Consider the following 16,386-nt stretch of genomic DNA (forward strand, 5'->3'; position numbering starts at 1 on the left):
CATTCGGGGAGCTCCACTGAAGGTTGGTTGGCTTCGCAACCCCAGCTTCTCAGTCCCTCCTCGAATGAACAACCTTCATAGCTTCGACACCTAGGGATCTATGGCGAACACGTCGCTCGAGACCCGCAAGCGGGTTTCGAGCGACGCGTCGAGAATGCCGATTTGCCTCAGGCGTAACGCGACAGGATTTCGCTGAGGTTGCGCTTGGTGCGCTTGGTCTGGCCGATATTGGCCTGCTCGAACACCTGCTGCAGATGCTCGATGATCGCGTCGGCGCTGGCCTTGGGATCGCGGGCCTTTAGCGCCTGCAGAATCGCCACATGTTCGTCGACGCTGCAGTCGGTTTCCTGATGTGTGCTGTGCTGGGCGAGGATCAGCGACGTCCGCGAGATCAGCGATTTGAGGAAACCGGCGAGCACCTCGTTGCCGGCCATCTGTGCGGCGAGCAGATGAAACTCGCCGGAGGCGACGATCGCCGCCGTATGGTCGCCGGCGTGGCGGATGCTGTGTTCCTTTTCCAGATGCTGTTCCAGCATTGCGATCTGCTTGTCGGTGACGACGGTCGCCAGCTTGGAAAAGATCTCGCGTTCGATGGCATTGCGCGCCTCGAACACCTGGCGTGCCTCGTCGGGTGTCGTGCTGGCAACGAAGGCGCCGCGATTCTGCCGGAACTCGACCAGTGATTCGGTGTGCAGGCGGTTGAGCGCGGCGCGCACGATGGTGCGGCTGACAGAAAACAGCGCGCCGATCGCTTCTTCGCTGAGCTTTGTGCCGGGTGTCAGTTCACGCGCCAGAATGGCCTTGAACAGAGCTTGATAGATCGCATCGATCTTCGATCCGGCTTTCTCGTCGAGATCAGTATTCGCAGCTTTCGCCATTCCCTCACCAGCCAGAGTTGTACAGGCAGCGCGCAACAATGCTACGTCTCAGATGCATCGGCGCACGGCGGAAGACAAGAGGAATGCAAGCCTTGCTTCGTTATTCGTTTTATATTAGCCGGTGTCGTACGACGCAGCGGGCGTGCCATTGCCGCCGAATTCCCTCCGCTGCAAGCCAGCGCAGGCGCCTTGTTTACATTGCGGCCACTCTAGCACATGTTTTCTAATACAATAGCGAAAACTATTGCGCGCAATCGTAAGGACTTTTGAATACGATTTGAAAATGAGCTGATTTTCGTCTGATCGGCAGTCGCTCAGCTCCCGCCGCTCCGACGCTGCAGTTGGGGTGCTGGCTGGCCCAGTGCCTGCTTCAGGAAGGGCGACAGGCCGAAGGTTTCGGTCGCAGGCGCGGGTGCATCCGCCGCAGCCGGCTGTGGGTCTGCCGCCAGGCGTAGCGCCTTGCCGATGGCGATGCGGTGGGGGTCGACAACCGGCACTTCCGCAGCCGCGATGACCTCGGCCAAAACAGGGATCAGCCCGGCGCCGCCCAAGACGACACGTTCAGCCCCGAGTGCCTTGGCTTCCATCGCCAGGAAGCTGGCGATGGATCGTGCATCGTCGGCCACAGACTCGATGGACCGGATACCGGCTATCTTGTCGCCGAGGCCGAGTTTCAGCACCAGTTCGCCGAGCATTTCACACCAGACCATGCCGTTGGTCGAAACGAGCGAGGTTCCCGGCATAGCCGCTGCGGCCAGCAGGCCGGCTTCGGCAAATCCGATCACCGGCAGCCTGGTCATCTCGGCGAGCGCCTCGCGGCCGGGGTCGCCAAAGCAGGCGAGTACGATTGCGTCGGGCCTCGCACCCTCACCAATGGCCTTGGCGGCTGCGTCAAGCACGGCGTGCGCGGCGATCGAAACCGCGACACGGGTCGAGATGTAGCTGAAGCCGAAACTGGCGGTGACGGTCTGCACCTCTGCGGCGCCCGCCACCTCTTCGCGCACGAGTGCGTCGATGACCTGGCTGACGCCGGTCGAGGTGTTGGGGTTGATGACGAGCAGGCGAGGCTGGCGGCGCATCGAATTCCTTTGATATCACGGTCTTTGCTTCCGCCCCTCGCGCAACAGCACGATGGTTTGAGAGTCGGGACGCGGACGCCTTTTGCGAAGCATCCTCAGCTCGGTCTGATACCATTGTATCAGATAAGATGTAAAGTTTGTATCCAAAAATTGGATGCAGTTCTGCCCAGAAGACGAGCAATCTGCCCGCGAAACCGGCATCTTGTCGGATGAAAAATGACAGATCGATACCGGGTTGGATCCATCATCGCGGCTGCACCGAGGAACGCATTTTTCACGAGGCGGGCGCAGAGGTCTTCCGGATGGCATCTTAAGTAACCGTTTTTATTCAATTTTATTTGCGAAGGCTGAAGCTGTTGCCGTGTGCACACATCACGCAACATTTATGTATCCACTGGGGAAAAAATCGGATACAAAAGTGATGGGAGCGCCTTTGCGAAAAGGCAGAGTTAACTCAGCATATGGGAGCGACAATCATGCATGCTTTCTTCTCGGCCTTCTCCGCGCTGTCAGGCAGCCGGCGACAGTTTCTGGCGACAGTCGGGGGCGCGGCCCTTGCCGTGGCGATCGGTTTCGGCGGCTCGGCGGCCATTGCCGCGGATCGCGAGCACACGATCATTGTCGGCCTCGGTGGCCAGATCAACACGCTCGACCCATTGCGCGCCGACTACAACCAGACCAACACCATCATCAGCGCCGTCTACGATACGCTGGTGACTTACGACGACACCAAGCTCGTCGGCTCGCTGGCGACAGAATACGCCTATGCCGATGACGCCAAGTCGATCACGTTTACGCTGCGTCCCGATGTGAAGTTCCATGACGGCACGGCGCTGACTGCCAAGGACGTCGCCTACACGCTCGAAAGGTTGAAGCGCCTCGGCACCGGCGTCGCCTCGCTGATCGATGGCTATGATTCGACCACCATCACCGACGACACCCATCTGACCATCAACCTGTCCAAGCCGAACACGCTGTTCCTGCCGTCGCTTAGCAAGGTCTACATCCTGAATTCGGCACTGGTTGAAGCCAACAAGGGCGCCGATGACGGCCAGGGTTGGCTCCAGGCGCATGATGCCGGCTCCGGCGCCTACGTGCTGGGCGACCAGTCGCAGGCCGTGGTGATCGACCTGTTCCCCGGCTACTGGGCAGTCGAAGCCGGCCGCCCCGAATCCATCGTCTTCCGCCGCATCGACGAAAGCTCGACGCGCCGCGACGAACTCCGCGCCGGCAACATCGACGTCGCCTTCGGCTTTGCCGACCGCGATGCCGCCGCCATGGCCACCGACCCGGCGCTGAAGGTTGTGCCGATCAACACCAGCTACCAGACGGAAGTGTTGTTCAACACCAAGGTCGGTCCGACCGCCGATCCCAAGGTACGCAAGGCGCTGCGCATGGTCTACGACTATGCCGGCGGTCTGCGTGGCATCCGTGGCGGCAACGGTAAGATCGCCAATGGGCCGCTGCCGGCCCGCCTCGACTGCCGTCCTGAACTGCCAGAGGTGAAGCGCGATCTCGACGCCGCCAAGGCGATGCTCGCCGAAGCAGGCGCGGCCAATCTTAAGCTCAAGATGAACTTCCAGCCGGTGTTCGAGCTGCAGAAGCAGGAAGCGACGCTGTTCCAATCCAACCTGCGCGAGATCGGCGTCGAGCTCGAACTCGAGCCGATCGCCTTCCCGAACTATCTCGCCAGCCTGAAGGATCCGAATTCGATCCCGCAGATGATGCTGCTCGAGGACTTCGCCCAGTTCCCGGAAGCCGGCATCATGCTGGTCAAGGGCTACAAGTCGGATGCGATCGGCACCAACCGTACCGGCTATGCCAATCCCGAGGTCGACAAGCTGCTCGACACGGCCCTTGCCACCGCCGACGAAGCCAAGCGTTGCGACATCTACAAGCAGGTCCAGACCATTCTCGACAATGACTCCGTGATGGTCGACATGTATGGTGTCTACAAGCCAGCCGCCTACCGTGTCGGCACGCTTGCAGACCTCAAGGCCAGCATGCTCGCCACGCCCGCCGAGCCGGCGGACTTCCGGCTCGCCAAGCCGTAAGCGAGGTCTGAGATGCTCGCGTTCCGCGCCTATTCCTGGTTCCTCGGCCGACGTCTGGGCCTGACACTGTTGACCCTTTGGGGATTGGCCTCGCTGGTCTTCCTGATGATCAAGCTGATGCCCGGCGACGAGGCCCAGATGGCCGCCGGCGCGGACGCCTCCGCCGCCCAGATCGAGGCGGTGCGTGAAAGGCTGGGGCTCGATGCCCCGGTCATCATGCAATATCTGAGCTTCCTGGGTCGCCTCCTGCGCGGCGACCTGGGTACGTCGATCGTTACCCTACAGCCTGTTCTGGCCGATCTCGAAAAGGTGCTGCCGAGCACGCTGGAGCTCGTCTTCGTTGCCATGCTGCTCAATCTGGCGGTCGCCATCCCGGCCGGCATCATTGCCGCCTACCGCCAGGGTGGCGTCTTCGACACGACCAGCCGCGTCACCGCCGTCATGCTCGGCGGCATGCCCGCCTTCTGGCTCGCGCTGGTGCTGCAATATGTGCTGGGCAGCGTCTGGCGCGTGGTGCCGATCTCGGGCCAGCAGGGCTATGGCATGAACTCGCCTGTCGTCACTGGTGCGCCGACCGTCGATGCCCTGATCGCCGGGAATTTTGCCGGCTTCTTCGATACGCTGCACCACATCATCCTGCCGGCGGCCGTGCTGGCGGCGCTGTTCGCTACCCAGATTTTCCGCACGTTGCGGGCCGCCTTGCTCGGTGTACTACGCTCGGACTTCATCATGGCCGTGCGCGCCAAGGGCGCCACCGCCCGCCATATGTTGGTGCGCCACGCCTTGCCCAACAGCCTCAACCCGGTGCTGACCCTTTCGGGCACCCAGGCCGGCGCGATGATCGGCTCGGCAGTGCTGGTCGAGACCGTCTTCGCTCGCCAGGGCATCGGGGCCTACATGTTCAATGCCGTCGCCCAGAAGGACGCCTTCGCCGTGCTGGGGTCGGTGATGTTCATCGGCACCGTCGTCTGCCTCGTCAACCTGATCGTCGACATCCTCCAGCTTCTTGTCGACCCGCGCATTCGCGCCGCACAACTGGGGAGCCAGGGCCAATGACCGCCATCGCCCAGCCGGCAACTACCCGCCGCAAGGAAGGCTTCAGTGCCTTCGAGATCTTCGTCTTCACGCTTGTCATCGCGCTGCTGGTGATCGCCGTCTTCGGTCCGTTCCTGGCGCCGGACAGCATCTACAATTCCGACATCGCCAACTCACTGATGCCGCCGAGTGCGGCCAACTGGTTCGGCACCGACGACCAGGGCCGCGACGTGTTCTGGCGCCTCATCGTCGGTGCCCAGACGACCCTGCTCTCGGCCTTCCTGGTGGTAACGCTCTATTCGCTGATCGGCGTCACGCTTGCCACAGTCGCTGCCGCCGGTCCGCGCTGGCTCGACGAGGGCCTGATGCGCATCACCGACATCGGCCTGGCACTGCCCGGCATGATCGTGGCGCTCGGCTTCGCCGCCGCCATGGGCGCCAGCCTGCGCTCGGCGATCATCGCCATGGCCATAACGGGCTGGCCGATCACCGCCCGCATGCTGCGCGGCATCATGCGCCAGACCATGGAGCAGCCCTTCGTCGCCGGCGCCCAGGTGCTGGGCGTGTCGAAGTGGCGGCTGATGACCAAGCATGTGCTGCCCAATTCGCTCGACGTCTTGATCGTCAAATGGGCCGGCGACATCGGCACGACGGTGCTGGTGCTGGCGAGCCTGTCCTTCATCGGCGTCGGCGCCCAGCCGCCGAGCGCCGAATGGGGCGCCACCATCGCCGCCGCCCGCGGCTATGTCTCGACCGCCTGGTGGACCGTCGTCGCTCCCGGTGCGGCGGTTGCCATTACCTCGATCGCCTTCGGCCTGCTCGGCGACATCATCCAGGTCCGTCGCGATCCGTCCTTGAGGGGCAACTGAGATGAGGACCGTGCACCCCATGCCCGACCAGTCCACTGTTACCCCGCTTCGTCCGCCTCTCGTCACCGTCGACAAGCTGACAGTCGACATGCCGCTTGGCCGCAGCGGCGCGAGCGTCCGCATCGTCGATGGCGTCGATTTCAGCATCGGTGTCGGCGAGCGCGTCGCCTTGGTCGGCGAGTCCGGCTCGGGCAAGTCGCTGACGGCACGCGCGTTGATGCGGCTCGACCGCCTCGCCAGGCTGTCCGGCCGGGTCGACTTCGACGGCACCGACCTGCTCAAACTGTCGGACCGTGACATGGGCAGGCTGCGCGGCAGCTCCATTGCCATGGTCTTTCAGGATCCGATGAGCTTCCTCGATCCGCTGATGACCATCGGCGACCAGGTCGCCGAGACGCTGCGCATCCGAGGCATCGGCAAGGCCGAGGCGCGCAAGCGGGCGCTCGCCGTGCTCGATGAGCTCGGCGTCGACCGCGCCGCCCAACGCCTCGATGCCTATCCGCACGAGTTCTCCGGCGGCATGCGCCAGCGCGTCGTGCTGGCGATGGCGCTGGTCGGCGAGCCGCGCCTGCTGATCGCCGACGAACCGACGACGGCGCTCGACGTGCGCGTGCAGGACCAGGTGCTCGACCTGCTCGACGACGTGTCGACGCGCCGTGGTCTGGCAGTGCTGTTCATCACCCATGACCTCGGAGTCGTCGCCGGTTTCGCCGAACGGGTGATGGTCATGTATTCGGGCCGCATCGTCGAGGATGGCGAAGTTGCGAGCGTATTCGCCAAGCCGAGCCATCCCTACACACAAGGGCTGATCAAGGCGGTGCCGCGCATCGACCAGGATCTCAACACGCTCTACGCCATCCCAGGTGCGCCGCCGCCACCACTGGCGCGGCCGGGCGGTTGCCCATTCCATCCGCGCTGCGATCAGCGCTTCGAACGCTGCGACAAGGACCTGCCCATGCTATTGCCGGTCGGTCTGTCGCGCGTCGCCTGCCACCTGCATGACGGCCACCAGCATGACAGAAAGGGCGCCTGACCATGCTCATGTCCATCGACAGCATCAGCAAGTCATACAATGCCTTCCCCAACCCGCCGGCCAAGGTGCTGCACGACGTCACGCTCAACATCGACGCCGGCGAGGCCATCGGCCTCGTTGGTGAATCGGGATCCGGCAAGTCGACGATCGCCAAATGCATGCTGGCGCTGATCAAGCCGGAAGACGGTGCGATCACATATGACGGCATCGACGTCATCCATGCCAAGGGCGAAGAGCTCAGGCGTTTCCGCCGCGAAGTGCAGATGGTGTTCCAGGACCCCTATGGCAGCCTCAACCCGCGCATGACGGTCGAGGAGCTGATCGGCGAGGGACTTTTGATCCACAAGCTCGAGCCGACGGCGGCTGCACGCCGCAAGCGGGTCGCCGAGATCATGGACATGGTCGGCCTCAACCCCAACGACATGGACCGCTACACGCGCTCCTTCTCCGGTGGCCAGCGCCAACGCATCGCCATTGCGCGCGCGCTTGTCATCCGCCCGCGCATCCTCGTCTGCGACGAGCCGGTGGCGGCCCTCGACGTGTCGGTGCAGGCGCAGGTCATCAACCTGCTGCAGGACATGCAGAAGAAGCTGAACCTCGCCATCGTCTTCGTTGCGCACGACTTGGCGGTTGTCCGCCATCTCTGCGAAAAGATCGTCGTGCTGCACAAGGGCAAGGTCGTCGAGCAGGGTTCGCGCGACGAAATCTTCGGCAACCCCCGCATGCCGTACACCCAGTCGCTGCTGGCGGCGGTGCCGGTACCCGATCCCGTCGCCGGCCGCGCCCGCCGTGCAGCGCGCCGCCTCGAAACCGCAAACTGACATTACCAAGGAGACTGCCGATGCGTATCGGTGTCGATGGCCGCAAGATTCCCGAAGCCACCAAGCGCGGACCTGTGGCCAGCTTCGATCATGCCAAGGAGCTGGGCATGGAGGGCCTGTTCTTCCGCACCGTGCTCGACATGAGCCCGACGCTGGATGCCGGCTATCTCGGCGAGATCAAACAGCGCGCCGACGAACTCGGCATGTATCTCGAAACCGGCCTCGGCAAGGTCAATCCTTATGCCACCCCCGAGGCGCCCGAACTGCGCCTCATCGGCGACGGCGACATCGTGCTCGGCTTCCGCCGCATGATGGAGGCCTGTGCCGCCATCGACTGCCGCGAACTCTGGGTGGCGACCGCCAACTACAAGCCGGCCTATACCGGCCGCTTCGCCTACGACCGTTTCCGCACCGACGTGACCTGGCAAGAGCAGCTCGACGCCACCGCGCGCTTCCTCAAGAAGCTCGCGCCGATCTCTCGCGACCTCGGCATCCATCTGAACCTCGAGACGCATGAAGAGATCACCTCCTTCGAACTGGTGCGGCTGGTCGAGGAAGTCGGGCCGGATACGACGGGCATCGTCTTCGACACGGCCAACGTGCTGCAGCGCGCCGAGCACCCGGTCTGGGCGGCCAGGCGCGTGGCGCCTTATGTACGCCAGTCCCACATCAAGGACGCGCTGATTGCCTATGATGGCGAGGTGCTCGATTTCCAGATGCGCCCTTGCGGCGGCGGCGTCGTCGATTTCCGCGCCATCATGCCGATCCTGGCCGCCGCCAATCCCGGTCTCAACCTGTCGATCGAAAACTACGAATCTTTCTCGGACCGGCCGCGCAACCCGCCCAAGATGATCATCGAGATCGCCGATCCCAAATGGCTCGAAGGCCACCCCGACCTCAGTGTCGAGGAGTATGCCGACTATATGAAGATGGTGCAGGACTACGCTGCCCGCATCGCCAGCGGCGAGGTCCTGAACCGCGAAAGCTTCGCTGCCTGGGCTGTGAAGAACTACCACTATGCCGAGACGGTCGACTACATCAAGACAAGTGCCGCCCATGTCAGGGGCATCTGCGAAGAACTTGGTTTGCCACTGAAAAAGGCGGCATAAGTCGGCTTGGCGACTGCGAACAGCAAACCCGCGGAAGGCAGCTTCCGCGGGTTTTTGTTTGCCGCACCAGTTTTCCCCTCTCCGGCCCTTAGGGCCACCTCTCCCCAAAGGGGTGAGGAAATCCGCTGCCGCGATGACGGCGCTTATCTTGGGCTCCTCGCCCCTTTGGGGAGATGCCGAGCGAAGCGAGGCGGAGAGGGGGCCTGTGTGAAAGCCAGGAACCTGACAAAAAAAGGCCGCGCTGTGAGCGCGGCCTCTTGGTCAACCGCGGTCGCCAAAACCTACCACTCGAGCACGATCTTCCCCGCTTCGCCATTGGCGGCGTTATGGAAGGCGGCCTGGTAGTCGTCGGCCTTCATGCGGCTGGTGATCACCTTGCGGATGTCGAGGCCGCTTTCCAGCATCGCCAGCATCTTGTGCCAGGTCTCGAACATCTCGCGGCCATAGATGCCCTTCAGCGTGATCATCTTGAAGACGATCTTGGAAAGATCGATCGGGAACGGCTTTGCCGGCACGCCGAGCAGCGCGATACGGCCGCCCATCAGCGTGTGTTCGATCAGCTGGTCGAAGGCGGCGGGCGAGCCGCTCATCTCGAAGCCGACGTCGAAGCCTTCGCGCATGCGTAGCCGCGCCATGGCGTCGCGCAGGTCTTCCTCGGCGACGTTGACGGGCGTGACGTCGGCGACCTGGGTGGCGAGTTCGAGGCGCTTGGGGTTGACGTCGGTGATGACGACATGGCGCGCGCCGCAATGCCGCGCCACCGCAGCACCCATGATGCCGATCGGGCCGGCGCCGGTGATCAGCACGTCCTCGCCGGCAACGTCGAAGGACAGCGCCGTATGTACGGCGTTGCCGAGCGGGTCGAGGATGGCGCCGAGCTCGTCGTCGATGGTGTCGGGCAGCGGCACCACGTTGAAGGCGGGGATGCGGACATATTCGGCGAAGGCGCCGGGCAGGTTGACGCCGATGCCTTGGGTCTCCGGATCGAGATGGTAGCGGCCGGCGCGGCTGGCGCGGCTGCGCATACCGATGACATGGCCCTCGCCCGACACGCGCTGACCGACCTTGAAGCCGCGCACATGCGAACCCAGCTCGACGATCTCGCCGGCATATTCGTGGCCGGTTATCATCGATACCGGCACGGTCTTGGCCGCCCATTCGTCCCACTTGTAGATGTGGATGTCGGTGCCGCAGATGCCTGTCTTGTTGACCTTGATCAGCACGTCGTCGGGGCCGACCTCCGGTACGGGCCGGTCTTCCATCCAGATGCCGGGTTCAGCCTTGGCCTTGACCAGTGCGCGCATGGGAAAACTCCTGAAACTCAGATGATGCCGAGCGACTTGCCGGTGTCGGCAAAGGCGTCGATGGCGAAGGTGATGTCCTGCTCGTCGAGCGCTGCCGACATCTGGGTGCGGATGCGCGCCTTGCCCTGAGGCACCACGGGATAAAAGAAGCCGGCGACATAGACGCCGCGCTCGTCGAGCGCCTTGGCCATTCGCTGCGCCAGCACCGCATCACCCAGCATGACCGGGATGATCGGCGTCTCGCCGGGAAGCAGCGTGAAGCCGGCCTCGATCAGGCCATCGCGGAAGCGTGTGGTGTGGCGGCCGAGTTTTGCACGCAGATCGTCGGCGCCACGCGCGATCTCGATCGCCTTCAGCGAGCCGGCGGCAATGGCTGGCGCCAGGCTGTTGGAGAAGAGGTAAGGACGGGCGCGCTGGCGCAGCAGGTCGATGATCGGCTGCGACGCCGCGATGAAGCCGCCCATCGCGCCGCCCAGCGTCTTGCCCAGCGTTCCGGTGACGATGTCGACGCGGTTGCCGGCGCCCGTCAGCGCCGGCGTGCCGCGGCCTTCTTCGCCGATATGGCCGGTGGCATGACAATCGTCGACGGCGACGATGGCGCCATAGCGCTCGGCGAGATCGCAGATCTGCTTGAGCTTGGCGACGTGGCCGTCCATCGAGAACACGCCGTCGGTGACGACCAGCTTGAAGCGCGCGCCGTTAACTGCGGCCTGCTTGAGTTGGGTCTCCAGGTCGTCCATGTCGCCCTGGGCGTAGCGGAACCGCTTGGCCTTGGAGAGCCTGACGCCGTCGATGATCGAGGCATGGTTCAGACTGTCGGAGATGATGGCGTCCTCGGCGCCGAGCAACGGCTCGAACAGCGCTCCATTGGCGTCGAAGCAGGCAGCGAACAGGATCGCATCGTCCTTGCCGAGATAGTCTGATATGGCGTGCTCGAGCTCGCGGTGCAGCGTCTGGGTGCCGCAGATGAAGCGCACCGAGGCCATGCCGAAGCCAAACTCGTCGAGAGCAGTTGCCGCCGCCCTGCGGATATCGGCATTGTCGGCGAGGCCGAGATAGTTGTTGGCGCAGAGATTGACCATCTGGCGTTCGCCATCCGGACCCTTCACCTTGATACGGCCGGCCTGCATGCCGGAGATATGGCGCTCACGCTTGTGGAGGCCGTCGGCCTTGATGCCCTGGAGAACGTTCGAGATGTGGGAAAGGAAATCCTGGTTCAACGGTCTCTCCATCCATTAAGATGGAAATTCCGATATAATGGATATGATGGCAAGTCTAGTGGAATCCTGTTGGGCCAGCGAACCAGACGCAAATGCCTCGCAGGACGGCCAAGCCGGTGCTATCAGTGGGCCGCTTTTGGGGGAGGCGACATGGAAGTGAACGACGCGCCGAAGATCGGCCCGGTAATCCAGAAGGAACGCAAGGAGCGCCACCTGACGCTCGACCGGCTTGCGGCGATTTCGGGCGTTTCGCGCTCAATGCTGTCGCAGATCGAGCGCGGCGAGGCCAATCCGACTTTCGCCGTTCTGTGGTCGCTGACCCAGGCCCTCGGCATCGATTTTTCCCAGCTCATCGCGGGCGGCATCACCCACCAGCGTAAGGCAGAGGCCATCGAACTGGTGACGCTGGCGCTGACACCTGAAATCAAGAGCCCTGACGGGGCTTGGCGGCTGCGTATCCTGAGTTCGCCGGCCCTGGCCGGCCGTATCGAATGGTACGAGGTCGAGATCGCGCCTGGCTGCAAGCTGCAAAGCGCGCCGCATGCGCCCGGCACCTTCGAGCATCTGACTGCCAACACTGACGGCCTATCGGTGGAAACCGAGCTGGGACGGCAGGCGCTGAAGACAGGCGAGACGGCACGCTATCGCGCCGACGTATCCCACGAAATTGCCAATAGCGGCTCGGAAACCGCCCGAGCGCTGATGGTGGTTCTGTACGACCAGGACAACTAATCCCATCAGGCACGGACTGGCGCGGATTTTCTGCTCTTGACGGGGCAGCAAGCCTGCCGCTTCCTCCCAGCCAAGCGGCACCGTTCGTCGACGCGCCGCGACCGCGAAAAGGGAGAGCGTCATGTCCGGCAGGTGGGATTTCTGGGTCGACCGTGGCGGCACCTTCACCGACGTCATCGGTCGCGACCCTGATGGTCGCCTCCACCCCCGCAAGTTGCTGTCGGAAAATCCCGAGGCCTATCGCGATGCTGCCATCCAGGGTATCCGCGACCTGCTCGGCCTGGCGCCGGGAGCGGCCATTCCGCCCGGCAGCATCGGTGACATCAGGATGGGCACGACAGTTGCCACCAATGCGCTGCTCGAACGCAAGGGCGACCGCGTCCTTCTTCTCATCACCAAGGGTTTCCGCGATGCCCTGCGCATCGCCTACCAGGCCCGGCCGGACATCTTCGCCAAGGAAATCATCCTGCCCGAGCAACTCTATGAACGTGTCGTCGAGGTCGACGAGCGGGTGCGGGTCGACGGCACCGTCGAGCGCCTTCTCGATATCGCGGAGATCAAGCCGCAGCTGCTGCAAGCCAGGGCCGACGGCATCGATGCCGTCGCCATCGTCTTCATGCATGCCTGGAAGTTCCCCGAACACGAACGCGCCGTCGCCGCCGTTTGCCGCAAATGTGGGTTCTCCCAGGTGTCGGTCAGCCACGAGGTTTCGCCACTGATCAAGTTGGTCGGGCGTGGGGATACGACTGTCGTTGATGCCTACCTTTCGCCGATCCTGTCGCGCTATGTCCGGCAGGTGGCAGGGGAATTGGGCGTTTTGCCGTCCCCCTTGTGGGCAGGGTCGGACGGCGAAGACGGACGGGGCGGGGGTGACAGTGCGACGGGGGCTACCTCCGCCCCGGTGCTGCGCCCCGACCCTGCCCACAAGGGGGAGGGCAAAAACCCTCGCCTCATGTTCATGATGTCCTCTGGCGGCCTCACCGCCGCCGAACTGTTCCAGGGCAAGGATGCGCTTTTGTCAGGCCCCGCCGGCGGCGTCGTCGGCATGGTCGAGACGGCCAAGCTTGCCGGCTTCGACAAGGTCATCGGTTTCGACATGGGCGGCACCTCGACCGACGTCGCCCATTATGACGGCGAATACGAGCGCAGCTTCGACACCGAGGTCGCCGGCGTGCGTGTCCGCGCCCCGATGATGCGCATCCACACAGTTGCCGCCGGCGGCGGCTCGGTGTTGCATTTCGAGGCTGGCCGCTTCCGCGCCGGGCCGGATTCCGCCGGGGCCAATCCCGGTCCCGCCTGCTACCGCCGTGGCGGCCCGCTCGCCGTCACCGACGCCAATGTCATGCTCGGCAAGCTGCAGCCTGATTTTTTCCCGGCTATTTTCGGCCCTGCGCAAGACCAGCCGCTCGACGCTCGCGTCGTACGCAAGAAGTTTGCGGCGCTCGCCGAAGAGATCGGCGATGGCCGCAGCCCCGAGGCGGTCGCCGAGGGTTTCGTCACCATCGCCGTCGAGAACATGGCCAACGCCATCAAGAAGATCTCGGTCCAGCGCGGCTACGATGTCACGGAGTATCTGCTCAACTGCTTCGGCGGCGCCGGCGGCCAACATGCCTGCCTGGTGGCCGACGCACTCGGCATGGAGGCGGTGCTGATCCACCCCTTCTCCGGCCTGCTGTCGGCTTATGGCATCGGCCTGTCGTCTGTCTTCGCCTCGCGGCAGCAGGCGCTGCTCAAGCCGCTGGCCGAGGAATCGCGCGCCGAGATCGAGGCCTTGATCGGCAATCTGCGCGCCGAGGTGCTGACTGAGCTCGCCGGTCAGGCCATCGCCGAAGACGATGTCGCCCTGCGGCCTGTCCTGCATATCCGCTACGACGGCACCGACACCGCCCTGCCGGTCGGCTTCGAGCACGGCTCGATCGCCGTGGCCAAGGCTGCCTTCGAGGCTGCCCACAAGGCGCAGTTTGGCTTCATATATAAAGACAAGCCGACCGTGGTCGAAGCGGTGGTGTTGGAGGGTCGCGACGGCAGCGCCCGCGGGCTCTCGGAACAGGAGACCCCGCTTGAAGAAAAGCCGGCCACCACCGCCGAGACGAGAAAGATATTCACCGAAGGCGCCTGGCATGAGGCCGGTGCCTTCCGCCGGGCTGGCATGAGGCCCGGCCACAAGGTCCCAGGTCCTGCCCTTATCATAGAGAGCCACCAGACAATCGTTGTCGAACCCGGCTGGACCGCGGAGATCAGCGCCCGCAACCACGTCGTCATGCGGCGCGTCGAGAAAAAGCAGCGTCGCGCCGCCATCGGCACCGCCGCAGATCCCGTCATGCTCGAGGTGTTCAACAACCTGTTCATGTCGATCGCCGAGCAGATGGGCGTGACGCTGCAGAACACTGCCTATTCGGTCAACATCAAGGAGCGGCTCGACTTCTCCTGTGCCGTCTTCGACCGCACGGGGGCGCTGGTCGCCAACGCACCCCACATGCCGGTGCATCTCGGCTCGATGGATCGCTCGGTCGAAACCATCAACCGTCTCAACGAGGGCGACATCCATCCCGGCGACGTCTTCGCGCTGAACGCTCCTTACAATGGCGGCACCCATCTGCCAGACATTACGGTGGTCACGCCGGTGTTCGACGAGGAAGGGCTCTCCCCCGCAAGGGGGGAGAGCAGCCAGTCACGAAAGATCCTCTTTTGGGTCGCCGCGCGTGGCCATCACGCCGATGTCGGCGGCACTGCACCCGGCTCGATGACCCCGTTGGCAACGACTGTCGACGAAGAAGGCGTGCTGTTCGACAATTTCCGTCTCGTCGAGCGCGGCACGTTCCGCGAAAATGAACTCCACCGTCTGCTGACCGACCACGCCTATCCCGCCCGCAACCCGCAGCAGAACATTGCCGACCTCAAGGCCCAGATCGCCGCCAATGAAAAGGGCGTGGCCGAACTCAGGAAGATGGTCGGTCATTTCGGCCTCGACGTCGTTGAAGCCTATATGGGCCATGTCCAGGACAACGCCGCCGAAAGCGTGCGCCGCGTGCTCGACCGCCTGCCTGACCATGCTGAGTACGAATACCCGACCGACACCGGCCAGGTCATCAAGGTCAGGATCTCCATCGACCGGGCCGAGCGCAAGGCGACTGTCGACTTCACCGGCACCTCGCCTGTGATGAAGAACAACTTCAATGCGCCCGAGCCGGTGGCCCGCGCCGCCGTGCTTTATGCCTTCCGCGTCATGGTCGAGGACAACATCCCGATGAATGCCGGCTGTCTCCGGCCGATCGACATTATCATCCCCGACGGTTCGATGCTGCGCCCGTCCTATCCGGCCGCCGTCGTCGCCGGCAATGTCGAGACCTCGCAGCACGTCACCAACGCGATCTTCGGCGCCATGGGCGCGCTCGCCAATGCGCAAGGCACGATGAACAATCTCACCTTCGGCAACGCCACCTACCAATATTATGAGACGATCTGCTCCGGTTCGCCCGCCGGCCGCATGAACGACGGGCGTGGCTTTGCCGGCACGTCGGGTGTCCACACCCACATGACCAATTCGCGCCTGACCGACCCCGAGATCCTCGAGCTGCGTTTCCCTGTCTTGCTCGAGGACTTCCGTATTCGCGAGGGCTCGGGCGGCAAGGGTCGCTGGCCAGGTGGCGACGGCACCAAGCGCACGATCCGCTTCCTCGAGAAAATGGAGTGCTCGATTCTCTCTTCGCACCGCTCGCGTCCGCCGCTCGGGCTGGACGGCGGCGGCGAAGGCCAGAAAGGAGCGACCAAGGTCCGTCGCAACGACGGCACGATCGACATGCTCAAGGCCTGCGACCAGACCGTGCTCGAACCGGGCGAAGCGGTGATTGTCGTCACGCCGACGCCTGGCGGATTTGGCGCTGAATGAGACGCCTTGCGGCTTGTTGGGCGGTTAATGAGGGGTTCGCGGTGTGAATCGGCTCTGAATCATCTTTCGAGCGAGCGTTGTGCGGTTTGTTTTGGCCTGGCGGTGGTTTTTCCGGGGCGATGGAATCGAGATTCGTTTGCCGGTTTCGCGTTGTGATGTGAATCAAGTTATTGATTTCGCGCGTTGATTGCGGCTTTTGCGGTGGCCTGACGAGGGTGTTTGTTGATTTCAGCTTGTGCTTACGCAGGGTTCTTGGGGTGTCTGTGTTGTTTGTCGCAAAAAATTCGCAAAAGTTGGAAAAGGTCGTTGACAGTCTGAGAGGGTGGCGACTATATACGCCTCAACAACGAGGGCGGCGCGCCG

At 63.6% G+C, this 16,386-nt stretch carries 12 protein-coding genes; 8 read left to right on the forward strand and 4 right to left on the reverse strand.

Annotated features, from left to right (window positions below; genetic code table 11):
* Positions 1–167: 167 nt before the first annotated feature.
* Positions 168–878, reverse strand: coding sequence for a GntR family transcriptional regulator (locus HNQ95_RS32320; RefSeq protein WP_182576163.1), 711 nt, complete (start codon positions 876–878; stop codon positions 168–170).
* A gap of 314 nt (positions 879–1,192) precedes the next feature.
* Entirely contained in the window at positions 1,193–1,957 is a 765-nt protein-coding gene (locus HNQ95_RS32325; RefSeq protein ID WP_067955498.1) for an aspartate/glutamate racemase family protein, read from the reverse strand.
* A gap of 476 nt (positions 1,958–2,433) precedes the next feature.
* Here HNQ95_RS32325 and HNQ95_RS32330 point away from each other — a divergent pair, with 476 nt between their 5' ends.
* From HNQ95_RS32330 to HNQ95_RS32355, 6 genes are read left to right on the forward strand one after another with little or no spacing between them, the layout of a single operon-like run.
* Positions 2,434–4,011 (forward strand): ABC transporter substrate-binding protein, encoded by a 1,578-nt coding sequence (locus HNQ95_RS32330; protein WP_067955496.1) that lies wholly within the window; start codon positions 2,434–2,436, stop codon positions 4,009–4,011.
* A gap of 12 nt (positions 4,012–4,023) precedes the next feature.
* Positions 4,024–5,067: an ABC transporter permease gene (locus HNQ95_RS32335; RefSeq protein ID WP_067955494.1), complete on the forward strand. Its 1,044-nt coding sequence runs from the start codon at positions 4,024–4,026 to the stop codon at positions 5,065–5,067.
* A complete protein-coding gene (locus tag HNQ95_RS32340) occupies positions 5,064–5,915 on the forward strand; it encodes an ABC transporter permease (protein WP_067955492.1) in 852 nt (283 codons plus the stop codon). The genes HNQ95_RS32335 and HNQ95_RS32340 overlap by 4 nt, the downstream gene beginning before the upstream one ends.
* A gap of 19 nt (positions 5,916–5,934) precedes the next feature.
* Entirely contained in the window at positions 5,935–6,948 is a 1,014-nt protein-coding gene (locus HNQ95_RS32345; RefSeq protein WP_067965851.1) for an ABC transporter ATP-binding protein, read from the forward strand.
* Positions 6,949–6,956: 8 nt separating this feature from the next.
* Positions 6,957–7,769, forward strand: a complete 813-nt coding sequence (locus tag HNQ95_RS32350) for an ATP-binding cassette domain-containing protein (protein ID WP_246719294.1) — start codon at positions 6,957–6,959, stop codon at positions 7,767–7,769.
* A gap of 20 nt (positions 7,770–7,789) precedes the next feature.
* A complete protein-coding gene (locus HNQ95_RS32355) occupies positions 7,790–8,878 on the forward strand; it encodes a sugar phosphate isomerase/epimerase family protein (RefSeq protein ID WP_182576162.1) in 1,089 nt (362 codons plus the stop codon).
* Positions 8,879–9,159: 281 nt separating this feature from the next.
* On the opposite strand, the gene tdh is transcribed toward HNQ95_RS32355, so the two are convergent.
* Both tdh and HNQ95_RS32365 read right to left on the reverse strand, forming a co-directional pair.
* Positions 9,160–10,182, reverse strand: coding sequence for an L-threonine 3-dehydrogenase (gene tdh, locus HNQ95_RS32360; protein WP_067955487.1), 1,023 nt, complete (start codon positions 10,180–10,182; stop codon positions 9,160–9,162).
* Positions 10,183–10,199: 17 nt separating this feature from the next.
* A complete protein-coding gene (locus HNQ95_RS32365; RefSeq protein WP_182576161.1) occupies positions 10,200–11,402 on the reverse strand; it encodes a glycine C-acetyltransferase in 1,203 nt (400 codons plus the stop codon).
* A gap of 150 nt (positions 11,403–11,552) precedes the next feature.
* Here HNQ95_RS32365 and HNQ95_RS32370 point away from each other — a divergent pair, with 150 nt between their 5' ends.
* Entirely contained in the window at positions 11,553–12,134 is a 582-nt protein-coding gene (locus tag HNQ95_RS32370) for a helix-turn-helix domain-containing protein (protein WP_067955483.1), read from the forward strand.
* A gap of 121 nt (positions 12,135–12,255) precedes the next feature.
* The gene (locus tag HNQ95_RS32375; protein WP_182576160.1) at positions 12,256–16,023 is read left to right on the forward strand and encodes a hydantoinase B/oxoprolinase family protein; all 3,768 of its coding nucleotides are present in this window, start codon (positions 12,256–12,258) and stop codon (positions 16,021–16,023) included.
* Positions 16,024–16,386 lie beyond the last annotated feature (363 nt).

The sequence above is a fragment of the Aminobacter ciceronei genome (assembly GCF_014138625.1).
In the GTDB taxonomy this organism is placed as follows: Bacteria; Pseudomonadota; Alphaproteobacteria; order Rhizobiales; family Rhizobiaceae; genus Aminobacter; species Aminobacter ciceronei.